This is a genomic window from Megasphaera sp. AM44-1BH, assembly GCF_003467125.1.
GTDB lineage: Bacteria > Bacillota > Negativicutes > Veillonellales > Megasphaeraceae > Megasphaera.
Map to the genome: position 1 here is coordinate 18,247 of NZ_QSFA01000007.1, position 26,028 is coordinate 44,274.

General features: G+C 53.2%; 23 protein-coding genes. 16 read left to right on the forward strand and 7 right to left on the reverse strand.

All coding sequences use genetic code 11. The annotated features are described in order from the left end of the window. The first annotated feature begins 53 nt into the window (after positions 1-53). Genes DW949_RS06325 through DW949_RS06345 form a run of 5 tightly spaced genes read left to right on the forward strand, consistent with a single transcriptional unit; the run spans position 54 to position 4,562 of the window. Positions 54-1,202 (forward strand): ABC transporter substrate-binding protein, encoded by a 1,149-nt coding sequence (locus DW949_RS06325; RefSeq protein ID WP_118022399.1) that lies wholly within the window; start codon positions 54-56, stop codon positions 1,200-1,202. Between the two features lie 36 nt (positions 1,203-1,238). After that, positions 1,239-2,120, forward strand: a complete 882-nt coding sequence (locus tag DW949_RS06330) for a branched-chain amino acid ABC transporter permease (RefSeq protein ID WP_118022400.1) — start codon at positions 1,239-1,241, stop codon at positions 2,118-2,120. Next, positions 2,120-3,082, forward strand: coding sequence for a branched-chain amino acid ABC transporter permease (locus DW949_RS06335; RefSeq protein ID WP_118022401.1), 963 nt, complete (start codon positions 2,120-2,122; stop codon positions 3,080-3,082). The genes DW949_RS06330 and DW949_RS06335 overlap by 1 nt, the downstream gene beginning before the upstream one ends. Continuing rightward, on the forward strand, positions 3,082-3,849 hold the full coding sequence (locus DW949_RS06340) for an ABC transporter ATP-binding protein (RefSeq protein WP_118022402.1): 768 nt from the start codon (positions 3,082-3,084) through the stop codon (positions 3,847-3,849). The genes DW949_RS06335 and DW949_RS06340 overlap by 1 nt, the downstream gene beginning before the upstream one ends. Continuing rightward, positions 3,849-4,562, forward strand: coding sequence for an ABC transporter ATP-binding protein (locus DW949_RS06345; RefSeq protein ID WP_118022403.1), 714 nt, complete (start codon positions 3,849-3,851; stop codon positions 4,560-4,562). The genes DW949_RS06340 and DW949_RS06345 overlap by 1 nt, the downstream gene beginning before the upstream one ends. A 130-nt stretch (positions 4,563-4,692) precedes the next feature. Here the strand turns inward: DW949_RS06345 and DW949_RS06350 are convergent, their stop codons facing one another. The 4 genes from DW949_RS06350 to DW949_RS06365 all read right to left on the reverse strand — a co-directional run bounded on the left by DW949_RS06350 (position 4,693) and on the right by DW949_RS06365 (position 7,221). Next, positions 4,693-5,529: an Mrp/NBP35 family ATP-binding protein gene (locus DW949_RS06350; RefSeq protein ID WP_118022404.1), complete on the reverse strand. Its 837-nt coding sequence runs from the start codon at positions 5,527-5,529 to the stop codon at positions 4,693-4,695. After that, positions 5,526-5,903: a DUF134 domain-containing protein gene (locus tag DW949_RS06355; RefSeq protein ID WP_118022405.1), complete on the reverse strand. Its 378-nt coding sequence runs from the start codon at positions 5,901-5,903 to the stop codon at positions 5,526-5,528. Before DW949_RS06355 ends, DW949_RS06350 begins: the two co-directional genes overlap by 4 nt. Before the next feature lie 179 nt (positions 5,904-6,082). Further along, positions 6,083-6,604, reverse strand: a complete 522-nt coding sequence (locus tag DW949_RS06360; protein WP_118022406.1) for a cysteine hydrolase family protein — start codon at positions 6,602-6,604, stop codon at positions 6,083-6,085. 17 nt (positions 6,605-6,621) lie between these two features. Further along, positions 6,622-7,221, reverse strand: a complete 600-nt coding sequence (locus DW949_RS06365; RefSeq protein ID WP_118022407.1) for a thiamine phosphate synthase — start codon at positions 7,219-7,221, stop codon at positions 6,622-6,624. A gap of 377 nt (positions 7,222-7,598) precedes the next feature. On the opposite strand from DW949_RS06365, the gene DW949_RS06370 reads away from it, so the two are divergent. The 4 genes from DW949_RS06370 to DW949_RS06385 all read left to right on the forward strand — a co-directional run bounded on the left by DW949_RS06370 (position 7,599) and on the right by DW949_RS06385 (position 12,486). Next, positions 7,599-8,384, forward strand: a complete 786-nt coding sequence (locus DW949_RS06370; protein ID WP_158570648.1) for a LuxR C-terminal-related transcriptional regulator — start codon at positions 7,599-7,601, stop codon at positions 8,382-8,384. A 261-nt stretch (positions 8,385-8,645) separates the two neighbouring features. Further along, on the forward strand, positions 8,646-9,839 hold the full coding sequence (locus tag DW949_RS06375; protein ID WP_118022409.1) for a PLP-dependent aspartate aminotransferase family protein: 1,194 nt from the start codon (positions 8,646-8,648) through the stop codon (positions 9,837-9,839). 72 nt (positions 9,840-9,911) lie between these two features. Then, complete coding sequence (locus tag DW949_RS06380; protein ID WP_233539511.1) at positions 9,912-11,240, forward strand: branched-chain amino acid transport system II carrier protein; 1,329 nt, start codon at positions 9,912-9,914, stop codon at positions 11,238-11,240. 31 nt (positions 11,241-11,271) lie between these two features. After that, positions 11,272-12,486: a PLP-dependent aspartate aminotransferase family protein gene (locus DW949_RS06385; RefSeq protein WP_233539512.1), complete on the forward strand. Its 1,215-nt coding sequence runs from the start codon at positions 11,272-11,274 to the stop codon at positions 12,484-12,486. 206 nt (positions 12,487-12,692) lie between these two features. Here the strand turns inward: DW949_RS06385 and thiH are convergent, their stop codons facing one another. Genes thiH through thiS form a run of 3 tightly spaced genes read right to left on the reverse strand, consistent with a single transcriptional unit; the run spans position 12,693 to position 14,890 of the window. Continuing rightward, positions 12,693-13,856, reverse strand: coding sequence for a 2-iminoacetate synthase ThiH (gene thiH / locus DW949_RS06390; protein WP_118022412.1), 1,164 nt, complete (start codon positions 13,854-13,856; stop codon positions 12,693-12,695). Positions 13,857-13,869: 13 nt separating this feature from the next. Beyond that, complete coding sequence (locus DW949_RS06395; RefSeq protein ID WP_118022413.1) at positions 13,870-14,640, reverse strand: thiazole synthase; 771 nt, start codon at positions 14,638-14,640, stop codon at positions 13,870-13,872. Between the two features lie 55 nt (positions 14,641-14,695). Next, a complete protein-coding gene (gene thiS, locus DW949_RS06400; protein ID WP_118022414.1) occupies positions 14,696-14,890 on the reverse strand; it encodes a sulfur carrier protein ThiS in 195 nt (64 codons plus the stop codon). A 257-nt stretch (positions 14,891-15,147) separates the two neighbouring features. On the opposite strand from thiS, the gene DW949_RS06405 reads away from it, so the two are divergent. The 7 genes from DW949_RS06405 to DW949_RS06435 all read left to right on the forward strand — a co-directional run bounded on the left by DW949_RS06405 (position 15,148) and on the right by DW949_RS06435 (position 25,954). Then, on the forward strand, positions 15,148-16,425 hold the full coding sequence (locus DW949_RS06405; protein ID WP_118022415.1) for a hexokinase: 1,278 nt from the start codon (positions 15,148-15,150) through the stop codon (positions 16,423-16,425). A gap of 128 nt (positions 16,426-16,553) precedes the next feature. Beyond that, positions 16,554-17,951 carry a PLP-dependent aminotransferase family protein gene (locus tag DW949_RS06410; RefSeq protein WP_118022416.1) on the forward strand — a complete coding sequence of 466 codons (1,398 nt, stop codon included), beginning with the start codon at positions 16,554-16,556 and terminating at the stop codon, positions 17,949-17,951. Then, positions 17,951-19,216, forward strand: coding sequence for a DNA repair exonuclease (locus DW949_RS06415; RefSeq protein ID WP_118022417.1), 1,266 nt, complete (start codon positions 17,951-17,953; stop codon positions 19,214-19,216). Before DW949_RS06410 ends, DW949_RS06415 begins: the two co-directional genes overlap by 1 nt. 3 nt (positions 19,217-19,219) lie before the next feature. Next, entirely contained in the window at positions 19,220-22,207 is a 2,988-nt protein-coding gene (locus DW949_RS06420) for an AAA family ATPase (RefSeq protein ID WP_118022418.1), read from the forward strand. 329 nt (positions 22,208-22,536) lie between these two features. After that, positions 22,537-23,505, forward strand: coding sequence for a TAXI family TRAP transporter solute-binding subunit (locus DW949_RS06425; RefSeq protein WP_118022419.1), 969 nt, complete (start codon positions 22,537-22,539; stop codon positions 23,503-23,505). A 6-nt stretch (positions 23,506-23,511) separates the two neighbouring features. Continuing rightward, complete coding sequence (locus DW949_RS06430) at positions 23,512-24,003, forward strand: DUF1850 domain-containing protein (RefSeq protein ID WP_118022420.1); 492 nt, start codon at positions 23,512-23,514, stop codon at positions 24,001-24,003. A 13-nt stretch (positions 24,004-24,016) separates the two neighbouring features. After that, the gene (locus DW949_RS06435; RefSeq protein ID WP_118022421.1) at positions 24,017-25,954 is read left to right on the forward strand and encodes a TRAP transporter permease; all 1,938 of its coding nucleotides are present in this window, start codon (positions 24,017-24,019) and stop codon (positions 25,952-25,954) included. Positions 25,955-26,028: the final 74 nt, after the last annotated feature.

Genomic DNA, 26,028 nt, shown 5'->3' on the forward strand with positions numbered 1-26,028 from the left:
GGAAACAGGAGCATTTTTTTATATGGGAATGAGAAGGGGAGAGTGGAGTAATCATGAAACACACATTTTTAAAACAAATTGTTGTTGCAGGACTGGCCGTCATGACGGCCGTATCCATCGCCGGCTGCGGGGGCAGCAAAGACGGGGACAGTAATGGCAAGTCGGCCAAAATCGGATTTATCACGGCTTATACCGGCCCTGGCGCAGCTTACGGGCAGGCCATGAAAGAAGGGGTAGACCTGGCCGTAGATGAAATCAATAAGGATCCCAATACGAAAGTCAAGATCGACCTCAAGACCTATGATACCAAGCTGGATAAGACAGAAGCCATCAACGCGACCAAGAAAGCCATCGAACAGGATAAGGTCCTGGCCATCGAAGGGCCGATGACGACGGGCGAAATCATGGCAGCCGGCCCGATTGCCCAGCAGGACAAAGTCGTCTGCTTTACCACCGGCGGGACCGGCCCGGATGTAACGAACATCGGCGATTATATTTTCCGCAACGCCATCCCGGGCAAACTGGCTATTCCCCAGACGGTAAAGAAAGCGCAGCAGAAATTAGGCTTCAAGAAAGTAGCTCTTTTATATTCCAACAATAACGACCAGATGGTCGGTGAAAGCAAAATTTATCAGCAGGTCTTTGCTGATAACGGCATAGAAGTCGTCGATACGGAAACCTTTGCCGATAAGGACACGGATTTCTCGGCACAGCTGACGAAAATCCAGGCTGCCAATCCTGACGTCATCGCCGTGGCCGGCCTCTATCAGGAAGGCGCCCTCATTGCCAAGAAAGCCCGTGAAATGGGGATGAACCAGCCGATTATCGGCAATAATGGATTCAACAGCCCGGAATACATCAAACAGGCCGGCGCCGCTGCCGACGGCACCATGGTAGCAACACCGTGGAATCCGGAACGGCAGAGCGAAAAAGCCCAGAATTTCCGCAAAGCCTTCGTTGCCAAATACGGACATGAACCGGATCAGTTCGCTGCCCAGGCTTATGACGCCATGTACATCATCCACGAAGCCGTAGAAAAATCGGGTACGACGACGAACCGCAAGAAGTTCCGCGATGCTCTGGCTCAGATCACGAACTTTGAAGGCGCAACTGGCGTGTTTTCTTTCGATGATCACCGCGACCCGTCTATGGATCTGGACGTACTGGTCATCAAAGACGGCAAATGGACGCCGTTACAGTAATCGTTCTTTCGTTTTACAGATAGAGGGGTATATATCGTGTTTTTTCAGCAGCTTATTAATGGATTGAATCTTGGCAGTGCCTATGCTGTCATTGCCATTGGCTATACGCTGGTTTTCGGGGTGTTGAACATCATCAATATGGCCCATGGCGAAATCTTCATGTTCGGTGCCTTTATCGGCCTGATGCTGGTAACGGCTGCCGGAGCCAATATATTCGTAGCTCTCATCGGTGCCATGCTGGGCGGGGCGGTCCTGGGATTCCTGCTGGAATACCTGGCACTGCGTCCCCTGCGCCGCCGCAAGGTGACCCACCTGGCACCGCTTATCAGTACTATTGGCGTATCGATTTTCCTGGAAAGTCTGGCCCTCAAAATCTGGGGGCCCCAGACCCAGTCTTTCCCGCCCCAGTTTGAAGGGGCGCTCATGGATGCCGGCCTGTTCAAAGTATCCATGATTCAGATCGTCGGGTTCTGTACGGCTATCGTCCTGATGGTGCTGCTGACACTGTTGCTGGATAAGACGAAAATCGGCAAGGCAGTCAAGGCGACGTCGGAAAATATCGAAACGGCAGGCCTCCTGGGCATCAATACGAGCCGCATCATCACCTTTACGGTCATGCTGGCATCTTCCCTGGGGGCGGCGGCCGGTGTCCTCGTCGGTCTTTCCTTCAATGCCATCGAACCGACCATGGGCATGACCATGAGCTTTAAAGGCCTGGCCGTACTCATTATGGGCGGCCTGGGCAATATCCGCGGTGCCATGATGGGCGGCTTCATTCTCGGCATTGCCGAAGTATTCAGCGTCGCCTATGGCGCGTCGTCGTATCGCGATGCCGTTGCTTTCGGCATCATCATTCTCATCTTGTTCTTCCGGCCCGAAGGGCTCTTTTCCAAGGCCGGCAAAGGAGGCAGACCGTAATGGACGAAATACTGAACGGCTATGTCCTGCAGGTCGTCGTGTTTTCCTGCATCAATATTATATTGGCATTGTCTGTCTATATGACATTATGCACTGGCCAGATGTCTCTGGGTAATGCCGGTTTCATGAGTGTCGGTGCCTATACGTCGGCCATACTGACCATGCAGGCCGGACTTCCCATGCCGGCTGCCATCGTCCTTGGCGGTATCATGGCCGCTGTGGTCGCTCTCATCGTCGGTATTCCGACGACGCGGCTGCGCGGCATGTATCTGGCTATAGCCACTCTGGGATTTGGTGAAGTCGTCCGCGTCCTGGCCCTGAATCTGAAGATTACCAACGGCGCTCTTGGCCTTTCGGGAATTCCTTCCATGGCCAATACCCTGGGCGATCTGGCCAGCGACCTCCTCGATGTCCTCGATATAGATACCCAGACCGGCGGCCAGCTGCTCATGTGCCTCGTCTTGCTGATTGTCGTCGTGGCTATCCTCTGGTTCTGGCGTCGTCTGGAACGCTCCCGCATCGGCCGGGCTTTTGCCGCCGTCAAAGCCGACGAACACGCGGCGGAACTTTCGGGTATTCCTATTGTATATTATAAAATGATGTCCTTTTTATTCAGCGCATTCTTTGCCGGAGTCGCCGGGGCTCTCTTTGCCCATACGGCCAATTTCATCAGCCCGACTGATTTCTCATGGCACAAAGTCGTCAATGCCCTGTTGTACTGCGTATTCGGCGGCAGCAATGTCATGTGGGGTTCGCCTCTGGGCGCGGTCATCCTGACCGTACTGCCGGAATTGCTGCGCGACCTGGCGGAATATCGGGATATGCTCTACGGCATCATGCTGGTAGCGCTCATGGCCTTCCGGCCCGACGGCATCCTGTCCTACGATGTCCTGAAACGGATGACACGGAAACGGCCGGCCCATGCCGTTCCGGAACGGGCTGCGAAAGAAGGTGACCGGTAATGCTTCTGGAATTACAGCATGTCATCAAACGGTTCGGCGGCGTCACGGCTTCTTCTGATATTTCCTTTTCCGTGGAAGAAGGCCAGATTTATGGCATTATCGGTCCTAATGGCGCCGGCAAGACGACTCTGTTCAATCTTATTACCGGCGTATATCAGGTATCGGAAGGGGATATCCTCTTTCAGGGCACGTCCATTGAAGGAAAGAAGCCTCATGAAATCACGGCCCTGGGCATTGCCCGGACGTTCCAGAATATCCGCCTCTTTCCCCAGATGACGGTCCTTGAAAACTGCCTGGTCGGCTGCCATACCCAGCTTCATTCCGGTATCCTGGCCAGCGTGTTCCATACGAAAGGCCAGAGACAGGAAGAACAGGAAGCACGGCAGCGGGCCATGGATTTCCTGAAGTTCGTAGGTCTTGAGAAAGATGCCTGTACGATTGCGTCCAGTCTGCCCTATGGCAAGCAGCGCAAGCTGGAAATTGCCCGTGCCATGTCCACCCATCCCAAGCTGCTCCTCCTCGATGAACCGGCAGCGGGCATGAATGACAGTGAAACGGCGGCACTGGGTACGCTCATCCGGGGCCTGCGCGATACGTATCACGTGAGCATCGTCCTCATTGAACACGATATGAATCTCATGATGGATTTGTGCGACCGCCTGGTAGTCATCAATTTTGGCAAAAAACTGGCCGAAGGAACGCCGGCGGAAATCCAGAATAATCCTGCCGTTATCGAAGCCTATCTGGGAAAGGAGGATGAAGGATAATGCTCCTGGAATTAAAAAATATCGTAGCCGGATACGGCAGCATCATGGCCCTCAAGGGCATCAGCCTGTCCGTACGGGAAGGCAGTATCGTTTCCCTCATCGGTGCCAATGGCGCCGGGAAATCGACGACCATGAGGACCATTATGGGGCTGGTGTCTCTCAGAGAAGGGGAAATCCGCTTTAAAGGGGCGCCTCTTTCGGGGACGAAACCCTATCAGGTCGTCCATGAAGGCATATCCCTCGTACCGGAAGGCCGGCAGATCCTGCAGAATATGAGCGTCGAAGAAAATCTGTATCTCGGCGCCTACCAGCGCAGTGACAAAGACGGCATCGCCGCAGATCTGAAAAAGGTCTACGAACGCTTTCCTCGTCTGGAAGAACGAAAAAAGCAGTTTGGCGGGACGTTGTCCGGCGGCGAACAGCAGATGCTGGCCATCGGGCGTGCCGTCATGGCCCGGCCGGAACTGCTCCTCCTCGACGAACCGTCCATGGGGCTGGCCCCCATCGTCGTGCAGGAAATCTTTGATGTCATCAAGGATATCAATGACAGCGGCACGACCATCCTCCTGGTGGAACAAAATGCCCGGAAGGCCCTGCAGATTGCCGACTATGCCTACGTTATGGAAACGGGGCACATCGTCCTGGAGGGAACAGCGGCAGACGTAGCGGCCAATCCCCAGGTCACAGCGGCATACCTGGGCGGCAAAAAGTAATACCGCCATTTTGCAGATGTACCTGTACCGGAAGGGGGATATCATCTTTTCCAGTACGACAAAGGCTTCCGTACTATGAGCTTTGGACTCATAGTACGGAAGCCTTTGTTTTTTTGCCGGAAAACGGGATTTATTTACCCAGCACACCTTCGAGGAAGGCAGCCGTATCGGACAGGTAGTCGGCCTTGTAGCTTTCGATGTCGCCTTTATCACAGTGGGCGGCAAAGGCCGGGTCGATAGGCAGTTTGGCCGTATGGCTGATGCCATATTTCTGAGCCGATTCATCGACGCGGCTCGGGCCGTAGATTTCTACTTTTTCATGACAGTTCGGGCATTCGAAGTAACTCATGTTTTCGATGAGGCCGAGGACGGGGATGTGCATCAGTTCGGACATCTTCAGGGCCTTTTCGACAATCAGGGAAACCAGTTCCTGCGGCGATGTAACGACGAGGATGCCATCGACGGGCAGGCTCTGGAATACGGTCAGGGGGACATCGCCCGTTCCCGGAGGCATATCGACGAACATGTAGTCGATGTCGCCCCAGAGTACGTCGGTCCAGAACTGTTTGACCGCCCCGGAAATGACCGGTCCTCTCCATACGACAGGCGAGGCCGAATCTTCCAGGAGGACATTCATGGACATGACTTCGATGCCGCCTTTGGTGACGACAGGATTGATACCGGCTTCACTGCCCGTAGCCCGGTCGGTGATACCGAATACTTTCGGGATGGAAGGGCCGGTGATATCGGCATCGAGGATAGCTGTCTTAAAGCCACGGCGGTGCATCTGGACGGCCATGAGGGAAGTGACCAGGGATTTACCGACGCCGCCTTTGCCACTGACGACGGCGATGACGTGTTTGACATGGGTGCCTTCGTGGGGCTTTGCCAGCAGGCTCTGTGGTTCCGTACGGCTTTCGCAGTTGCTGGCGCAGCTGGAACAGTCGTGATTACAGTTTTCACTCATTGTGTATCATGCTCCTTTTGTGGGATCGTATCCCTTTTTTCGCGGACAGCCCGGCAGAATGGGTTACAGCACGAGCCGGCGCGTTCACAAACCTGGATTTTACCGCCCTGGATGAGCAGGCGTCTGCCGTAAACCAGCGCTAAAGCTACTTTATGACGGGCCGATTCATAGATTCCCGTTACGGTCGTACGGCCTACATCCATCTGTACAGCGGCCTGTTCCTGTGTCAGGCCGACCAGATCCATGAGGCGGATGACTTCGTATTCATCGACGGTCATTACAATAGTATCACAATCATTTTGCTTTCCGTCGGGAGTAAATGATTCCTGACGGGGCAGAGAACAGACACGGCGGCAGCGTTGGGGACGCGGCATACAAACTCCTCCTTTCACCATGACGATATAGAGCATGGCGTACCATACTCTGTCTTTATTATACTGGTGATGATGACATATGTCAAAACATAAATACATATAATATAGATAAAATAGAATACAAATACCGGATGCGATGACGCAAAAAGCAGACCGCCGGAAAGACGGTCTGGCCTGGATCAGATAATGTCGATATGACAGCGTTTCATGGCGCGCAGGGCTTCAGCATGGCTTTCGGGCGTGACGCCGGCACAGCAGTCGCTCTGGACGGCGATTTCCTTTTCCGGGAAATAGGCTTTTAAGAGCATGGCGTTGGAAATGACGCAGATATCCGTACACAGTCCCATGAGGACGAGACGGTCGTAGGGCGCCGCTTCTTCGACGAGCTGGGTGCAGCCGAATGTCGGTTTTTCCAGAACCGGTGCCATGAGCGTGTACGGCAGAAGGGCCCGGCAGATCTGCCAGCCATGGGTATCGCGGATACAATGGGGAACGGGGAGCTTACGCCCTTCCTGCGTATCCAGATAGTCTTCGCCGTGAGTATCCTGGGTAAAGATAAAATCCGTTTCCCGGGATTCATCTTTTTTGGCAGCCTGAAGAATGGCTTCGATGCGCGGTACGATGAGAGGTGCCTCTTTCGTACCCAGAGCCCCGTCGATGAAATCGTTTTGCATGTCGATGATAATATAGGCTTGTTTCATGAAATAGGACATCCTTTCTATTGCATGGCCTGACGCAGTCTCTGTACATATCCAGGTACGTCATCACAGGTCATGAGGCCGGTCATGACACAGACGCCGGCGATGGGAATACCGGCAAGCTGTGGCAGCGTTTCCGGTGTAATACCGCCTAGGGCATATACGGGAACGTGGACGGCACTGGTAATATTGCGCAGCTCCTCAAGGCCGATAGGCGGCTGGTCCGGCTTGCACGGTGTCGGCAGTACATGGCTGGCAATGATGTAATGAGCGCCCAGTTCTTCTGCCAGACGGGCTTCATCGGCACTGTGTACGGAAACTCCCAGACTGGTCATATAATAGGTAATCGCCGTATGGGACTGCAAATAGTCCAGTGGGCATTGGAAACGGGGGATATGGAGTTTGACGCCGACGCGGCCGAAATAATTGAGGACACACCGTTTCTGGTGCAGATTGCACAGGCGCTGCATTTTTTTTGCGTAATTTGTGTATTCTTCTTCATCGAGACCTTTTTCACGCAAAATAATGCTGTCAATATCAGAAGCGGCTATCTGCTCCATATGGTCCCAGTAGTTTTGTCTGCATAACTCACGGTTCGTTACAGCAATCAATTTCAACACAATATATCACCTTTGTCCTTTATACTGTCCTAACTGTTAACAATATAATCTATTATACCGTTATTTTCATGGAGTATCAATAAATTATCCTCCATATTATGAGGTAAACTCATAAAAAAAGGAAAAATTCCATATCAAATTACGATAAATTAATGCATATATCGCATAGATGACTATTCATAACCATATGAAATAAATAACGGATATATGAAACTTTATTTTTTTTGTAAACATAATATAATGTATAATATACGAACAGTGATTGTATCATGTGATATAAGTATGATAGAATGAAATTCTAGGAGATGCATGAAAGTACAGATTGGGACCGGTGCTGCCCGGGTCGGGAACAGGACTGGCAGATGGAAGGTGGCTGTATGTTGACGAATTCAGAATGGCTGGGAATCAATGAATTATCCCTGCTGATCCACGGTACGGATGCGGTGCAGGATATGGAGAGGTATTTTTTGGAAGCCCTGCGCAATATCGTTCCCTTTGAACGGGCGGCTTTTTTTCTCTTTCATGAAGACGCAGAGGGGCAGCTTGTCCTGCAATCGCCGGTCTTTATCAACATGGATCCGGAGATTGTCAAAGCCTATGGCAGGCTGATCAATACAAACGGCATCTGCCGCCGCGTCATCAGTCTGCGCCGTACTATGGCCTACCGCAGCAGTGATCTTGTCACGCCCGATGAACAGGCGACCGATGCCGTTTCGGAAGTGCGGACGGCCTTTCTGCTGCCCAACGATGTCCAGTTTTATAGTGGCATCGTCCTGACCGACGAATGGAAACTGCTGGGGGAAGTCATTCTCTACCGGACGGCCCGGCAGCGGGATTTTACCGATAATGAGATTGAAATACTGGACCGGCTGAAGGATCATCTGGCTATCCGCCTGCGTCATGAACGGACCGGAGCGGCCGGGGCTGAATTGCCGGCAGAGCCGGAATACGCCCAGCTTACGGCGCTGGGACTGACGCCCAGGGAAAGCGAGATTGCCAGTCTGGTCATGCAGCAGTATTCGACGGAAGATATCAGCCGCAGACTGGTCATCAGCCAGTATACAACCAAAAAGCATCTTCATCATATTTTTACAAAACTCGGCGTGCGCAGCCGGATGCAGCTCATAGAAGCCATCCGGACCTGGCAGCGCATGCAGGCATAGCATACGGGAAACGACCTGGACTGTCCTATTAAGCTTTTTTTGCTTGATGGGGCAGTCTTTTTTTTCATAAAAGGAGTATAAGAAGAGTGCAAAAGGAGTATATAGCATTGGAATTACTCCTAAAATGCTACTACATATACGCCACTTGATGCATATATTTTTAAGGACAATGACGATATAATAAAGATAACAAAAAGACAATTGACGATTCCGGAAAAGTCATACAACAAATCATCTGTATTTTGAAAGGAGATCATCATCATGGCCAGAGGTACTGCTACGACGTATATGCATACGGGAACAGGGGAAATGTGCTATGAAATGAATAAGGCACTGACCGTGCCGGAAACGTTCCCTATTTATTTGTCATCGGCCTATATTTTTGATTCCATTGAACCCATGGATAAAATCTGTGATGAAGGGGCACCGGGATACGCCTATTTCCGCCTGGGAAATCCTAATGCCGACGCGGCATCGCGGATCCTGGCAGCCGGTGACGGGACGGAAACGGGCCTGGTCTTTTCTTCCGGCATGGCAGCCATCACGACGTCCCTTCTGGCAGTACTCAGACCGGGAGATCACGTACTGGCTTCTCCCGTACTGTACGGGGAAACGTTCTATTTCTTAAAGCATGAACTGTCCAAGTGGGGTGTCGAAACGACGTTCATCGATTTCGATACACAGAAGCCGGAAGACTATATCAAACCCAATACGAAGGTCATTTACGGGGAAACCATTGCCAATCCGCTCATGTCCGTCCCGGACCTCGGTCATCTGGCAGAGGTGGCCCATGCCAACGGCGCCCTGCTCTTTATCGATAATACCTTTGCTACGTCTATCGTGGCCAAACCGGCGAAATTCGGGGCCGACCTCGTTTTATACAGTGCGACGAAATACCTGGGTGGCCATGACGATATCGTAGGCGGCGCGGCGCTGGGGTCGAAAAAGCTGATTGATACGATCCGCTTCTATCTCGGCCTGTACGGCGGCAATCTGGGTGCGACGGAATCGTGGCTCCTGGCCCGCAGCCTGCGGACGCTGCCGCTTCGCGTGCAGAAAATGAGCCAGAACGGGCTGGCTCTGGCGAAGTTTTTTGAACAGCATCCCAAAGTAGAAAAAGTCTACTATCCGGGACTGGATTCGTCTCCCAGCAAAGAACTGGCAGACAAGCAGTTTGAAGGCAACGGATATGGCGGTATGCTCAGCGTCAATTTCAAAGGCGGTATGGAACTGATCGACAAACTCATTGCCAATCTGAAACTGGTTCATTTCGTGCCGACACTGGCCGGTACGTGCACGACTCTGACCTATCCGCCGAAAGCATCCCACCGCGACCTATCGGCAGATGAACTGGCGGCGATTGGCATCATGTACGGTCAGATCCGCCTGTCTTCCGGCCTGGAAGACACAGACGATCTCCTGAACGATTTCGATCAGGCGCTGGCAAAATTATAAGTTCCGTTTTCGCGTGTCCCCTGCCCGGCCCGGCAAGCGGAAGGGCCGGATGGGGATGATAAGGAGGTATGTATGATGAGCGGCAATTCTTCTCCCGGTAACGGCAGTATCAAGATTCTCGATATTTTCATCCTCGGTTTTGCTTTCTTTGCTACTTACTTCGGGGCAGGCAACCTCATTTTCCCGCCCCAGCTGGGCCTCAATAGCGGCTCTGCTGTATTTGCCGGCCTGTCCGGCCTGACGCTTTCCGGTATCTTCCTTCCTATATTCACCTTGATTGTCATCGGGCTGAACGGCGATGTCCATGCCATTACGGATCATGTCGGCAAGTATACGTATAATGTCCTGCTGGCGGCCCTGATGTTTGTGTGCACCTTCGTTTCCATTCCCCGGACGTGCGCCACGGCTATCCAGCTCGGCGTACAGGGCAATGTGCCGGGAGCACCGTTCATTCCGTTGGTCATCATATATTTCATTATATGCTTCTTCTTTGTTAAAGATAAGAATAACGTCATGGACCGTATGGGCCGCTATCTGACGCCTCTTCTGGCACTCATCCTGGTCATCGTTTCCATTATGGGTATCGTCCATCCCCTGGGAACGCCTATTGAACCACAGGTAGCGAAACCGTTCGTCAATGCCTTCCTGGGCGGATATAACACAGGCGATGTCCTGGTCAGCTTTATTATGGCAGCCGTATTCATCAGCTCGATTAAAGGAAAAGGCTATACGACTATTGCCCAGCGCAATAAGGTCCTCATCTATTGCGGCATCGTCGCCTTCGTCCTGCTTCTCATCATCTACGGGTCGTTGCTGTATATGGGTGCCTGTGTCAGCGGTGATTATCCGCAGTCTATCGGCCGGGCGGAACTGCTCGTCGCTATTATCCAGCGCGTCGGCACGTGGGTCATGGTCCCCATGGGCATAGCCGTCGTCCTGGCCTGCCTGACTACGGCTATCGGCCAGGTAGCAGCCGTTGCGGAATTTACCAGCACCGTTACGGGCAAGGTCAGCTATAAAAAAGTAGCCGTCGCATGCAGCATCCTTTCGGCTCTTACAGCTCTTCTCGGCGTCGATGGCATCGTCACCTACGTCGGCTGGATTTTTGGCGTATGTTATCCGCCGTGCCTGGCACTGCTCGTCCTGGGCGTCCTGGTGAAGGTCGTACCGAATGACGGTGCTTATAAAGGATCGGTATATCTGGTTACTATTTATGCGCTGCTGGAATCCCTGCCGGGCCTGTCCGGTCTTGGCTTTGCCAAAGCTATTGTGGCAGCAACACCGCTTTCGACGTTTGGATTCGGCTGGATTACGCCGTTTATCATCGGGTTTGTCATCGGTGCCGTAGTCTATAAGGCAACGGGACACGATAAAGCCGTCGTAGGGACGACGGGGGAATAAGTAAAATTTATGATGAAGAGGGGATATGAACATGAGTTTAAGTGTAATGCGCCATCCTGATTTTGACAGAACGAAATACGGGCCGTCTACGGTCAACATTCATGCCGGAGAACTGCGGGATGCCTACGGTGCCTTAGTGCCGCCCATTTATCAGACTTCGACTTTTTATTTCGACTCCACAGACGACGCTGTCAAGGCATGCGATGATTATGCCAAAAGCTTTGCCTACAGCCGTATTACCAATCCCAGCAATGACTATTTTGAAAAAAAGATAGCCGCCGCCGAACATGGTCTCGGTGCCGTGTCGTATGCATCGGGCATGGGAGCTGTGGCAGGGGCCATCTTCATGAGTGTCCGCGCTGGCGACCATGCGCTGTTCTGCAAGGCCAAATACTCCGGTACGGAAGATATTACCCGCGATTTCCTGCCCCGGTTCGGCGTAGAAGTGGGAGATTTTGACCCGCAGGATCTGGATACACTGGAAGAGGGCATCAAGGACAATACGAAGCTCATTTACGTCGAATCACCGGCGAATCCGACTATGGTCATGGCGGATATTGCAGCCATTTCTGCCATTGCCCACAAGCACGGCATCAAAGTCGGGGTCGATAATACCTTTGCCACACCGTACAATACGAATCCTCTCGACCTGGGAGCCGACTGGGTCGTACAGAGCGTGACCAAGTACATCGGCGGTCACGGCGACCTTCTGGGGGGAGCGGTCATTTCCAACGATGAAGGATTCCTGCGCGACTGCCGCCTCGGCACGCTCATGCACTTTGGCGCCGTCATGGCACCGCAGATTGCTTTCCTGGCCACGCGGGGGCTCAAGACGCTGACTGTACGCATGAAACAATACAATGCCAATGCCCTTCAGATTGCGCAGTATCTGGAACAGCATCCGAAGATTGACATTGTCCGCTACCCCTTCCTGCCGTCCAATCCACAGTATGAGCTGGCAAAACAGCAGATGCGCGGCGGTGGCGGTATGCTGAGTTTCGATGTCAAAGGCGGACTGGAAGCGGGCAAGACCTTCATCAATCACCTCAGATTGTGCACCCTGGCCGTCAGCCTGGGCGACACGGAAACGCTGGTAGAACAGGCGGCAGCCATGACACACACCATGATTCCCAGAGAAGTGCGGGAAGCTGCCGGTATTACAGACGGTATGATCCGCATGTCTGTCGGGCTGGAAGATCCGGAAGATATCATCGCCGATCTGGAACAGGCACTGGCTACGGTCTGACCGGACGTGCATAATACAACTAAAGTTAACGTATTGATACTCCCTGAGGGGACCATAGGAAGCCATGCAAAAAAGGATTGCAGCACGACTGGGTGCGGCAATCCTTTTTTGCTATCCCTGCCAGGTGGATAGGGCTGGCAGGAAAATTGGATATGTTTAGTATATGGCAAAACGCCGGCCGGATATTCCGGCGTCTGCAAACAAGGTTATAAGTAAATGTATTCGCTCGTAATCGGCTGGAGGCCCATGCTTTTGATTGCGGCGTACATTTCATCGAAAGGACGGTTGTCCGTGATTTCAAACTGTTCATCGCCTTTTTCACTGCCGTCATCTTCCAGATGGCCGCCGATGCCGACACAGACGCTGGCCGATACTTTGGTGGCAGCGATTTTCATGATGGCATTGCGGTATTTGGCGCTTTCACGGCTGGAAACGACGATGCAGGCGTAGGGCAGGAACAGACGGTACGCACAGATGATCTGGGTCAGTTTCCGTTCATCTACGTCCTTCGGATTGATTTTATCATTGTTGATGATCGGGCACAGGCGCGGGCAGGAGAGGGAAATTTCCGCGTGAGGATATTTCCGCTGCATCAGATAGGCGTGCATGCCTGTCGCTACGGCGTCTTTCTGATAGTCGTCGAGCCCTAAGAGAGCCGCGAAGCCGACGCCGCGCATACCGCCGAGGATAGCCCGTTCCTGGGCGTAGAAGCGATACGGGAAAATACGCTTGTTGCCTGCCAGGTGCAGTGTTTCGTATTTATCGGAATTATACGTTTCCTGGAAGACCGTGACGTAATCGGCGCCGCATTCGTGGAGATATTTGTAGTCATCGGAATTGACCGGATAGATTTCCATGTTGATGGCACGGAAATACTGGCGGGCGATTTTGACGGCGTTGCCGATGTATTTGATATCGCTCATCTTGGGGCTTTCGCCGGTGAGCATGATGACTTCTTCGATGCCAGCATCGGCGATGTTCTTGCATTCCCGGTGCAGTTCTTCGTCCGACAGGCGGGCCCGCTTGATCTTGTTGTGGGAATTGAACCCGCAGTAGATACAGTAATTGTCGCAATAGTTGGCAAAATAAATCGGCGTGATGACGGAAATGTTATTGCCAAAATGACGGCGCGTGACGATGTGGGCTTTCTGGGCCATTTCTTCCAGGTAGGGAGCGGCGGCCGTAGAAAGGAGTGCCATGAAATCGTGCGGGTCGAGGCGCATCTTGCTGAGGGCCAGTTCGACGTCCTTGCTGGTAAAGTCTTCATCGCGGAAGGCGTCATGATAGCGGAGGACCTGGCTGAGCATGTCCGAATCGAGCACTTCCATGCCGGGCAGATATTTCATATGATCGATACGTTTCTGTTCCATAAGAAAGCCTCCCTTAGTCCCCTAAAAATCCTGTCAGCGGATCAGAAGCCGAAGCCGTTTCCCGTACGCGTCCCATACCGGCGAGGTAGGCGGCACGGCCGGCTTCGATGGCTTTGCGGAATGCCTGGGCCATGAGCGGCAGGTTGCCGGCTGTGGCGATAGCCGTATTGGCCATGATGGCAGCGGCGCCCATTTCCATGGCTTCGCAGGCCTGGGACGGACGGCCGATACCGGCATCGACGATGACGGGAAGGTCGATTTCATCGATGAGAATCTGGATGAAGTCACGCGTGCTCAGGCCTTTATTGGTGCCGATAGGAGATGCCAGGGGCATGATGGCGGCGGCACCGGCATCGGCGAGAGCCCGGGCAGCGTACAGATCCGGATACATATAGGGCAGGACGATAAACCCTTCTTTGGCGAGTATTTCCGTCGCTTTTATCGTTTCGGCATTGTCCGGAAGCAGGTATTTGGAGTCGCGCATGACTTCGATTTTGATGAAATCCCCGCAGCCGATTTCACGGGAAAGGCGGGCGATGCGGACGGCTTCTTCGGCCGTACGGGCGCTCGAGGTATTGGGAAGCAGCGTAACGCCTTTGGGGATAAAATCGAGGATATTGTCTTTCTGTCCTGCTTCTACGCGGCGCAGAGCCATGGTGACGATCTGGGCACCTGCCTGATCGACGGCAGCTTTAATCAGATCGACTGAAAATTTACCGGAACCTAAGATAAAGCGGGATGTAAATTCATGACCGCCAAGTACGAGTTTGTCATCATTTGCCATGGGAAACACTCCTTAACATCATAAAATAGAATGAAAAAGCCGTATGTTGTCCGTATCAGCCGCCACCTACGAAATGGACGATTTCCATAGAATCGCCATCGTGGAGGATTACGTCGGCATAGGTCCTGCGCGGTACGATGGTACCATTCAGTTCGATGGCGATGCGGTCGCAGCGATAGCCTTCTTTTTCGAGGAACGCCTGAAGATTCTGTCCGGCCGCGGCCACGTCATTGCCGTTTATCCTGACCATACTGGATCTCCTTTCCGCGTGGGGAATAGAAAAAATAAAAAAGCCGCACGAAGAATTACACCCAAGGTGGTGTACCCCTTCGTGCGGCCTCTTTCGGTCTCACTCTACGTCCCATTATAGTGGATTATCGAAAATTGTCAATGTACAATGTATCACAAAATAGCATAAGAGACAAAAATTTTACATAGTCATATCCTGCGTATCCTGTATGTAGTATAATATTTATAACGATAGCGAAACAGACAGGGGGATTCTATATGGGCTGTAAAGCAAGTGGAAACTGGATGAATATTGCGCAGCATTTTTATTGGAGTGACGAACAGCTGCAATATTTTGCGGCAGCATTCCGACAGCAGCTGGAAGCAGCGGAAACAGGCGCCCCGTCGTCCCTTTCTTCCCTGCCGTCGTATATGGACCTGCCTGACGGCAGGGAGAAGGGAACCTATCTGGCACTGGATTTTGGCGGGACCAATGTGCGTGCATCCCGCATCCGCCTTTTGGGAGGACACTGTTTTATTATCGATAAAATCGTGTCCCATCCTCTCCGCAAAGAAGGAGAATACGATTATACGACGAAGGAAACGCAGGCGGAGCAACTTTTTGATTTCATTGCCTCTTGTGTGGAAGAAGCGGCCGGTGGCAATATAGACTGTGCCCTGGGACATACCTTTTCGTACGCCGTCTGCCAGTCCGACTGCCATGACGCGCGCCTGGCCCAGTGGTCCAAGGAAATGGCCGTTTCCGGTGTGGAAGGAGAGTATATCAACCAATTGCTGAAGGAGGCGCTCCGGCGCCGCGGCCTCGACCAGATCCGTCCGGTAGCGCTGATCAATGATACGACGGCGGTACTCCTGGCGGCGGCCTATCAGTACCGTCATACCCATATCGGCGTCATCTGCGGCACGGGTTTTAATATCTGTTTTTATGAACCAAAGCAATCGATGGCCATCAATCTGGAAGCCGGCGATTTCGATGGAATGCCGCGGAACAAGTGGGATGAACGGGTAGATGAAGCAACACGGCTTCCCGGGCACCACATGCTGGAAAAAATGATCAGTGGCGCCTATCTCGGACCGATTTACCGGGAGACTTTGAAGACCTATTTTAATACCGACGATATTCCGCCGTGCACGACGCCGGAAATGAACCGGATCGTAACGGCGGGAAATCCCGATGATGCCCGTCTGCGCCTGAGCCGGCTGCTGAACCGCATCATCGCTCCGGCCGACGTCGAACCGCTGCGTAATCTGGCCGGGACTATTCTCGTGCGGACTGCCCAGCTTTCCGGTGCTGCCTGCTATGGCATCCTGCAGCATCTGTATCCCAAGGGTCATATTGCGCGGCAGTCCATTGCCATCGAAGGGGGACTCCTGAGCCATATCCGGGGAGGGCTCCTCATGTTTGATGACGCTCTGTATGGTTGCGCTGCCCGGAACGGGCGTTCCCGGCAGCAGGGGATTCCTGTAGAAGCGGCACTGATTTACGACGGACCGTCGGTCGGGGCGGCCATTGCAGCGGCCGTAGCCGATAACTGACAGAATCTGGCTGCTTTGGCAGGGTTTCTCTTATAAATGTGACGATCTGCTCTTTTCACCAGAACTGTTTTTCGATACAATAAAGGGTAGGCTTATCGTAAATTTGTTTCAATCCTGACGGGGGACATATGCTGCAGATCGATACTCATAGCAAAATACCGTACTATGTACAAATATATACGTATTACCGTGATGAAATCACGGCCCGGCGGATGCCGGCGGGGATGAAAATGGCGTCTGTACGCGAATTAGCCCAGCGGGCCGGCGTCAGCAAGATGACCGTTGAAAAAGCCTATTATCAGCTTGCCAGCGAGGGATATATCATCCGCCGCACCAAGGCGCGGTACGAAGTCGCCGATATTGCCTTCCCGCAGAAAAAGGAACGGCCTGTGTACCGGCAGCAGGAAAAACAGGAAACACTGCCGCCAGTCGTCTATGATTTTGGCAGTGGCGACATGGACATGGAACGCTTCCCTATGGCGGTCTGGCGCAAATTGATGAGCCGCGTCCTGAGTGAGCCGGCGTACCTTCTGGCCAATCAGGATGAGCAGGGGGCTCCCGTCCTGCGGCAGGCACTGAGCGAATACGTCTATCAGAGCCGCGGCGTCCATGCTGACCCGGAATCCATCCTCATCGGATCGGGGACGATACCGCTGCTGGCTGTCCTTACCAGCCTGCTCCAGCCGGACTTTGAGCGCATTGCCGTAGAGGAACCGGGATTCCGACTGGGACGGGAGTTATTCCGCAGCCGTGGCTTTTCCCTGCAGCCTGTGCCGGTACGGGACGGACTGCTGGACATGGATATACTAAAACAGAGCGGCGCGCGCCTGGTGTATGTCAGCCCGTCCCATCAGTTCCCTACAGGGACGGTCATGCCGGCCGGGATGCGCTATGACCTGCTTCATTGGGCCGGCGATTACGACGGCATGATCGTCGAAGACGATTATGACAGTGAGTTGCGGTATTATGGCCGCCCCGTGCCGGCCCTGCAGGGAATGGACAAGGCCGGCCGCGTCATCTACATGGGGGCGCTGTCCAAAGTGCTGCCGCCTTTTGTGCGCCTCAGTTATATGGTCCTTCCGCCGCCGCTTCTTATGCGGTACAGGGAAAGCCGCGCTTTATTCCGTCAGGGGTCTTCTGTGCTGGAACAATGTGTCCTGGCCGAATATATCCGCAGCGGGGAACTGGCCCGGCAGGTGCGGCGTCTGCGCAAAGACTATCAGGAAAAGGGAGAGCTCATGGAGCGGTTCCTGGTGAAAGCCTTTGGGGACCGCATCCGCGTCAGCCGCATCGTATCCGGCGTCTATTGCCACATTACCCTGAAAAGCCAGGATACGGAGGAACGGTTATTGAAAAAGGCAGCAGAAAAAGGCTGCCGTGTCTTATCGGTACAATCGTTTTATGAAAACCGGAATCTGGAGACAGAAAAAGAATTTCTTCTGAGTTTTTCCAAAATTCCCGGCGGCCAGCTGAAAGACGCTGTGGGAGCACTAAAAACAGCCTGGTCAGAGAAAGAAGGAGACTAATGGCCAAAAGTTTGCGTTTTATACATTGCGGGGATCTGCATCTGGGCAGTCCCTTTCATGATATTGCCATGGTCGATGAACGCTGGCAGCGTATCGTCGGCAAGGCGCCGGTCCGGGCCTTTCAGAAAATCGTCCAGACGGCGATTGATAAAGAAGTCGATGCCGTGCTGATTGCCGGTGATGTCTATACCAGCAGCAGCCACAACCTGACGGCACAGCTCGACTATGTGCGCCTTTTGCACAAGCTGGCCCAGCATCACATACAGGTGTTTGCCGTACTGGGCAATCACGATCCGCTGGAAGCCTGGAAGGCGCGGATTCCCTTTCCGCCCAATGTACACGTCTTTGGCACGGAAAAGGTCGAACGGATTCCCCTCATCGTAGACGGGGAAGAACTGGCTGCCGTATACGGCCAGAGTTATGCCAAAAGCGAGCAGCGGGACAATCTGGCCTGGAACTTCCGCAGGACTGCTGCCGACCGCTATGCCATCGGGCTCCTTCATACCCAGGTCGGCACTGCCCAGTCGCCGTATGCCCCGTGCAGTATGACCGACCTGAAAGAAAGCGGTATGGATTACTGGGCCCTGGGACACGTGCACAAGCACCAGGTCCTGTCAGAGAAGCCTTATGTCGTCTATGCCGGCAATCCCCAGGGGCTCGATTGCACAGAGACGGGGCCGAGGGGCTGCTACTATGTGGAAGTGGGCCCGTACGGAACGGTGCATATGGAATTCATCGACACCAGCATCGTCCGCTGGGAATCGGCCGATGTGCCGATCGACAACGCCGAATCGGTTTCGGAACTGCGCGATGCTGTGCGCTTTACTAAAGAAAAAGTGCGCCGGGAATGTGGCAAACCCACTTTCCTCACAATCAATTTTACCGGCTCGGGCAGTATGTACCAGGTCATCAATAATCCGGAAGCGACACAATACTGGATTGATGCCTGGCGGGAAGAAGAAGCCGGAAAATATGCCTTCGTCATGGTACAGCGGCTGCGCAACATGGCCCGCCCCAGGATCAATGCCGGTGAACGGAGCAAACTGCCCGATACGGTAGGGGATTACCTCAACGTATCAGACAAACTCGATGCGCTGCCGCAGGAAGAAAAGCTGAAGGTCCTGCGTGATATCTTGTCACAGCGGCCGGAATTTGAACGCCTGGGAGCGTACGGAAAGAGCATTTCTGACGAACGGATCCTGGAAGCGTTCGAAAAAGCCAAATGGCTGGGCATGCAGAAGCTGCTGGAAGATAGAAGAGGATAAGATATGAAAATTATACAGATGAATTTAGATGATTTCGGTATTTATCATAATGTATCCTGGACGCCGCCGGAAAAAGGCCTGATTGTCATGCATGGCCAGAACGAAAGCGGCAAGACGACGCTGATGAAATACGTGCGCTCCATGTTTTTTGGCTATCCCCGGGGTGAATGGAAGGGGTATTTCGGACACATGGATATACGCCGGGAAGACGGCCATGAATACCGGATTTACCGGAACGAAAAAGAGTCCTATATTGCCGATGGCGACGAAGTGATCCACGAAGAACCGGCAACGCTCTGGTGGCACAGTCTGGAACGGGGCACCTATGACAAGATTTTTGCCATGGGGCTCGAAGACCTGCAGGGGTTTAAGATTCTCTCCAATGAAGAAGTGCGGAGCCATTTTTTCAGCATTGAAGGCGGCGTCCGCATGGGGGCCGTGCGCCGTGATTTTACGCGGCAGATGGGAGAGCTGCTCGTCGCGTCCCATCAGGGAAAGAAACCCATCAACGTCCTGTTGCAGGAACAGCGCGAGTTCGACCGCAAAATCCACGAGCTGTCGTATGATGAAGACGAATTTGCATCGCTGCAGGAAAAAGAACGGCAGACCCATGAGATCGAGAAACGGTTGCGCCTGAGCATTGAAGAAACGAAGCAGCAGATTGAAAAAGTAGCCATGCCGCTGGCGGCCTGGGACGTGTACAAGCGGGGCCAGGATGCCATGAAACACATGCAGGAACTGGCCGACGTGTCACAGTTCCCTGCCGACGGGGCTCAGCGCTGGGAAGAACTGGAACGTAAAATCAGGGAAATCAATGAAAAAATAAAGGAATTGGAAGCGGCCAGCCGCAAAGGGCCGGCTTTCAAACAGGAATGGAACCGATGGGTCATCTGTGGTTCCCAGATTGATGAACTGTATCATAACATGCCCCAGTGGCAGCAGGGACAGGAAGAACTGACGGATCATGAAGACAAGGAAATGGACTGGCAGTACGACGAAAATAAGTACAGCCAGACCCTTGCCGGATGGACCGGAGGGCAGGTCCCCGAACAGGCTGACTGGAACCGGGCCCTGACGCTGGCCCACAATCTGGAAACGTATACCAGGGAAGAAGAAAAATGGCAGGCTGCCCGGCCGAAAGATGTCAGTGCCTCGCTTAAGACCGGCGAGTCTGACGGGACGCAGCGGACGCCTGAAGAATGGCAGGAACTGGGAAAATCGGTCGTCACCATCCAGGATACGCTCATAGAGCGGGAAAAGACGCAGGAACTGCTGCGCCTGCTGAAGGAAGACCCGGCAGAAACGAGCCATGGCTTTCTGGCGCTGGGCCTGCTTTTTCTGCTGGCTGCGGCAGGACTTGCAGCATCGGTCGTTCTCTACGAGTTCGATCTCATGATAGCCGGCGGTGCCGCTGTCCTGTGCGTACTGCTGGCCCTTGCTGCCTTTGCCAAACAGCGGTCGGATGGACGGCGTGTGCCGCGGCGCATCAGTGAACTGGAAGGCCAGCTGGCCACATTGCAGACCCGCCTTTCGGCCATGGCGGATGATGCGGGCCTGGAAATTTCTACAGACGAGGACAATGCGGCCTGGAATCAGATGCTCGACGGCGTCCGCAAGGAATACATGGACTGGAAGACGAGAGAATCCCAGGATGCCTGGAAAAAAGAACAGCAGGTCATGTACGATGCCATTTACCAGAAATGGCAACAGGAAGGCAAAGGCTGGGCGGATAAGCTGGAAAACTGCCGTAATGCCTGGAAGGCCTGGCAGCAGACGACAGGGTTCACCGGACTGGAAACGGGAGATGTCCAGGCTGCAAAAGAAGCCTGGGATGCATACCAGCATGCCCGTACGTCTCTGAAGGAATGGAAGAAACGCAAAGAAGATATCCTGACCCGCATCAGCCGCCTGAAGGACAGTGCCGAACAGATTTTCCGCGAAGTCGGCGTCAGTGAGGACGTATCGCCGGAAGGCATCGAACGGGTCTACCAGATGTGGCAGAAAATCCGCGTCCAGGCAGAAGTTGCCAGGGAACAGGACCGGCAGCAGGAAGAACGGAAACAGGAACTGGCAAAATGGCAGAAAGAACGGGATATACGCCGTCATCAGGAAGAAGAAATCCTGAAAGAAACGGGCTCCCAGACGGCAGGGGAATTCCGCAGCAAAGTTTTGAAATTCCGTCAGTTCCATCAGTATAAAGAAGTATATGAACAATCGGAAGCCCATATCAAGCTCATCGCCAAGACGCCCAAGAATCTGGCCCAGCTCCGTCATGAATTAAAGATACACGACTGCCAGACCTGGAAAGACGAAAAATCCTATTATGAACGCAAAATTGCCGACACGGAAAAGAAACTGGCCGCTGTAGCCGAAAAGAGAGGCAGCATCGTCGAACGGCTCAGTCAGATGGCAAAGAGTGAAGAATCAGGCCGGCTGCTGCAGGAAAAGCAGAACCGGAAGACGGAACTCGACCGGAAGACCGACGACTGGCTGACCTTCTTGTATGCCCAGTATATGCTCGGTGAAGCCCAGAATTATTATGAACGGGTGCGCCAGCCGCTGGTGATCCGCCAGGCCGGCGATTATCTCCACCTCATGACCCAGGGCCGCTATACCCTTCAGGCCAGCTTTGACGGGCGGCAGCTCTATGCCGTCGATGGGACGGGCCGGCGTATCCCCGAAAAGGAATGGAGCAGCGGCACCGGCGACCAGGTATACCTGGCTATCCGCATGAGTCTGGCCATGGCCTTTTCCAAGCAGATCGAACCGATGCCGATCATCCTCGACGATATCCTCGTCCGTTTCGACGAACAACGGCAGAAAGAAGCCATCCGTTTCCTGGCCGATCTGGGCAGGAAAGAACAGATATTCCTCTTTACGTGCTCCATGGAAACGCGGAAGCTGGCAGAAGAAGTACAGAAACTGCTGGCGGGGGAAACGGATACGATTCATTTGTTCGAAATTGAACAGGGAACAATTGCATCGGCGTAATGGACAAAAAACAGAAAAATTAGTTTGTACTTACGAACAGGGAGAAATTTGTATTTATGCAAATTTCTCCTTTTTTCATGAGATTAAATTTTACTATGCGGAAACCGACTAGCTTATTTTACCATATGATAGGAAATTACCATTACTTAAACGTTTAATCTAGAAGAATAATTTTTTAGAAAAAATTTATTGACAAGACATAACTATACATTTATAATTTTCGTATAAGGAAAACAGAATGCAGAATGAGGCAAGGGGGCCGTACAAATCGAGGATGGGTTTGGAGGCCTTTTTTTGTCCAGGAACGCAAATTTTGGGAGGGATGCAATATGAAGTTCAGTTCGCTCAAGAAAGTATTGGCCATTGGTCTGGCCGCTGTCGTAGTCGTAGGGGCTCTCGCCGGATGTGGGGATAATAAAGCCGGTGCCCAGAAGAAGTTTTTGAATATTGGCACCGGTGGTACGGCCGGTACGTATTATCCCATCGGCGGTGCCATGGCTGAAATCCTGAATAAGAACATCGAAGGCATGAATGCCACTGCCCAGAGTACGGGCGCTTCCGTTGCCAATATCAATATGTTGAAAGACGGATCCATCGACCTGGCCATCATTCAGAACGATATCACCTATTATGCTGCCAACGGCACCGAAATGTTTAAGGATAAGAAAGTCGATAATCTCCGCGGTATTGCCGCCCTGTATCCGGAAACATGCCAGGCTGTCACCCTTGAATCGTCGGGTATCAAGACCATTGCCGATCTGAAAGGCAAACGCGTTTCCGTAGGCGCGGCCGGCAGTGGTGTAGAAGCCAATGCCCGTCAGATCCTGGCTGCCTATGGCCTGACCTACGATGACATCCAGGTCCAGTACCTGTCCTTCGGTGAAAGCTCCAGTGCCCTGAAAGACGGCAACGTTGATGCGGCATTCCTGACGGCCGGTTTCCCGACGGCTGCTGTACAGGATCTGGCATCCCAGAATAAGATCCGCATCCTGGCTGTCGATCCCGATAAAGCCGATCAGCTCATTTCCCAGTATCCGTTCTACACCAAGACGGTCATCCCGGCAGGTACCTATGCCGGCTTTGATGAAGATGTATCGACTGTTTCCGTCATGGCTATGCTCGTGGCATCGGATAAAGTCGATGATCAGATGGGCTATGATATCGCCAAGGCACTCTTTACCAACCTGGACCGCCTGAAAGAAGCTCATTCTGTCGGCAAGCTCATCACCAAGGAAGGCGCGCTGAAAGGTATGCCGATTCCGATGAATGCTGGCGCTGAAAAATTCTTTAAAGAATAATCCTGTATGCGCATCAGGATTCTGACGGGAGGTTATCTGCTGTGCCTGCTCCTCTTCGTCCTGTCACCGGTACTGCTTCAGCCGTGGCTCTTCCTCTACGGAGGTGGATCCCGGCTGCTGGACCGGCCGGCCCGGGCGGGTATGGCAGTGACCATCCGTTTTATTCATTCCGTGCAGAAAACGCCTGTCTGGGAATACCTCAGCGTCAACGACCAGGCTGATGGCTTCTGCCTTCATAAAACGAAGTACCAGTCTTTCGGCGTCGGACTGCCGTTTATGGAAAGCGATGGAACATTCCGCCACGAAGGTGATTATTTCATCATGGACCATATGGAACGGCATTTTCCGCAGCTTCATCTGCGGACAGGCGTTGGCACACAACTGACCGTCACTATAGACGATACGACGTGCCCCGTATATCAATACCTGCCCGATGGCAGTGCTGTGGATATCAGGGTAGCCCCGTTGTACCAGTATATGCGGGATATGGTCAGGTAAGGGAGAGAGAAGTATGAGTGAAAAATCGACGGAACAACTCGCCGATGAGGTGTTGAAAAAATATGATAATGAATCCAATACGATAAACTACAAGGGATTTATGGCCAAAGTTGTTTCGGCCATTGCCATTACGTTTTCCGTATTTCAGCTGTATACCGGTGCGTTCGGCGTGCTCGATGCCCAACTGCAGCGAGCTGTACATCTGGGCTTTGGCATGGCGCTGATATTTCTGCTCTATCCGACGCGGAAAAAATGGCTGAAAAGCGGCAAAATCCATCCGCTGGATATCCTGCTGGCTATCCTGGGGGCGGCTTCGCCGGCCTACATCGTCCTGGAATACCAGCAACTCGTGCTGCGTTCCGGTACGGTGACGACGACTGACTTCATCGTAGGCGGTATAGGCATCCTGCTGATTCTGGAAGCGACGCGGCGGGCCGTAGGGAAACCGATGCTCTGCGTGGTGCTGGCCTTTCTGGCCTATGCGTTCGCTGGTCCCTATATGCCGGGCGTCCTGGCTCATCGGGGGCTGACACCGGAACAACTGGTGGGACACCTGTATTTTACGACGGAAGGCGTATTTGGTATTCCACTTGGCGTATCGTCTACCTTTATTTTCCTGTTCATTTTATTCGGGGCCTATCTGGAAGCGACGGGCCTGGGAAAATTCTTCATTGACCTGGCCAACGCCATTGCCGGCTGGTCCAGCGGCGGTCCGGCCAAAGTCGCCGTCATTTCCAGTGCTCTCATGGGGACCGTATCGGGCAGTTCCGTTGCCAACGTCGTCGGGACAGGCAGTTTCACCATTCCTATGATGAAGAAATTAGGCTATCATAAGAATTTCGCCGGTGCCGTAGAAGCGGCATCATCCACAGGGGGACAGCTCATGCCGCCGGTTATGGGGGCTGCGGCCTTCCTCATGGCAGAATTTGTCGGCGTTCCCTATATTGATATCGTCAAGGCAGCCGTTATTCCGGCATTATTATATTTTACAGGTATCTGTCTTGGCGTTCACTTCGAAGCGAAACGCAACAATCTGAAAGGCGTTCCCCGCTCGCAGCTGCCCAAGATCTGGACCATCCTGAAAGAACGGGGCCATCTGGCTCTGCCGCTCATCGCGATTGTCTACCTTCTGGTTGCCGGCTATTCGCCCATGCGGGCGGCTCTGGTTGCCATCATCATGTCCATTGCGGCATCCTTTGTCCGCAAGGCCACGCGCATGAAGCCCATCCAGATCATCCAGGGGCTGGAAAAAGGCGCCAAAGGCGTCCTCGGCGTACTCATTGCCTGCGCGGCAGCCGGTATCATCATCGGCGTCGTTACCAAGACCGGTGTGGGGCTGAAACTGGCATCGGCCCTGATTGACCTGTCTGGCGGTATGCTGTTTCCGACCATGTTCTTTACCATGATTACGGCCCTCATACTGGGCATGGGCGTACCGACAACGGCAAACTACGTCATCACGGCGACGATTGCCGCTCCTGCCCTGGTAAAACTGGGCGTTCCCGTTCTTGCGGCGCATATGTTTGTTTTCTATTTCGGGATTATTGCCGATATCACTCCGCCAGTAGCCCTGGCAGCTTATGCAGGAGCCGGCATCAGTGGCGGCAATCCCCTCATGACCGGGGTCAACGCGTCCAAATTGGCCATAGCGGCCTTTATCATTCCGTATATCTTTGTCGTATCGCCGGTCCTCCTCATGATCCAGGCGACGCCCGTAGAAATGGTTATGGCGACGGTTACGGCCGTACTGGGCATGATAGGCCTCAGCTCGTCTATGATCGGGTATCTGGCAGATCACTGCAACGTTCCCGTACGGGTACTGCTGTTTGTGGCAGGCCTGCTCATGATTGTGCCGGGCAGCATCACCGATGGCATCGGCATCGTCATTTTCGGCAGCATCCTCTTCTGGCAGATGAGGATGAAAAAGAAAAAAGCGGCTATTGCCGGCTGAAACTAAATAGAACGAAAACAGGAGCTGTCTTCTCAATCGGGGGAAGACAGCTCCTGTTTTATTTGTGGCAGACC

Bases quoted from the DNA above. Each gene is read 5' to 3' on its own strand.
- DW949_RS06410 (WP_118022416.1), top strand. From the start codon at position 16,554: ATGCTGCAGATCGATACTCATAGCAAAATACCGTACTATGTACAAATA.
- DW949_RS06405 (WP_118022415.1), top strand. From the start codon at position 15,148: ATGGGCTGTAAAGCAAGTGGAAACTGGATGAATATTGCGCAGCATTTT.
- DW949_RS06355 (WP_118022405.1), bottom strand. From the start codon at position 5,903: ATGCCGCGTCCCCAACGCTGCCGCCGTGTCTGTTCTCTGCCCCGTCAG.
- DW949_RS06415 (WP_118022417.1), top strand. From the start codon at position 17,951: ATGGCCAAAAGTTTGCGTTTTATACATTGCGGGGATCTGCATCTGGGC.
- DW949_RS06380 (WP_233539511.1), top strand. From the start codon at position 9,912: ATGATGAGCGGCAATTCTTCTCCCGGTAACGGCAGTATCAAGATTCTC.
- thiS (WP_118022414.1), bottom strand. From the start codon at position 14,890: ATGGTCAGGATAAACGGCAATGACGTGGCCGCGGCCGGACAGAATCTT.
- DW949_RS06360 (WP_118022406.1), bottom strand. From the start codon at position 6,604: ATGAAACAAGCCTATATTATCATCGACATGCAAAACGATTTCATCGAC.
- DW949_RS06430 (WP_118022420.1), top strand. From the start codon at position 23,512: ATGCGCATCAGGATTCTGACGGGAGGTTATCTGCTGTGCCTGCTCCTC.
- DW949_RS06420 (WP_118022418.1), top strand. From the start codon at position 19,220: ATGAAAATTATACAGATGAATTTAGATGATTTCGGTATTTATCATAAT.
- DW949_RS06335 (WP_118022401.1), top strand. From the start codon at position 2,120: ATGGACGAAATACTGAACGGCTATGTCCTGCAGGTCGTCGTGTTTTCC.
- thiH (WP_118022412.1), bottom strand. From the start codon at position 13,856: ATGGAACAGAAACGTATCGATCATATGAAATATCTGCCCGGCATGGAA.
- DW949_RS06395 (WP_118022413.1), bottom strand. From the start codon at position 14,640: ATGGCAAATGATGACAAACTCGTACTTGGCGGTCATGAATTTACATCC.
- DW949_RS06370 (WP_158570648.1), top strand. From the start codon at position 7,599: ATGTTGACGAATTCAGAATGGCTGGGAATCAATGAATTATCCCTGCTG.
- DW949_RS06345 (WP_118022403.1), top strand. From the start codon at position 3,849: ATGCTCCTGGAATTAAAAAATATCGTAGCCGGATACGGCAGCATCATG.
- DW949_RS06375 (WP_118022409.1), top strand. From the start codon at position 8,646: ATGGCCAGAGGTACTGCTACGACGTATATGCATACGGGAACAGGGGAA.
- DW949_RS06350 (WP_118022404.1), bottom strand. From the start codon at position 5,529: ATGAGTGAAAACTGTAATCACGACTGTTCCAGCTGCGCCAGCAACTGC.
- DW949_RS06425 (WP_118022419.1), top strand. From the start codon at position 22,537: ATGAAGTTCAGTTCGCTCAAGAAAGTATTGGCCATTGGTCTGGCCGCT.
- DW949_RS06385 (WP_233539512.1), top strand. From the start codon at position 11,272: ATGAGTTTAAGTGTAATGCGCCATCCTGATTTTGACAGAACGAAATAC.
- DW949_RS06435 (WP_118022421.1), top strand. From the start codon at position 24,017: ATGAGTGAAAAATCGACGGAACAACTCGCCGATGAGGTGTTGAAAAAA.
- DW949_RS06325 (WP_118022399.1), top strand. From the start codon at position 54: ATGAAACACACATTTTTAAAACAAATTGTTGTTGCAGGACTGGCCGTC.
- DW949_RS06340 (WP_118022402.1), top strand. From the start codon at position 3,082: ATGCTTCTGGAATTACAGCATGTCATCAAACGGTTCGGCGGCGTCACG.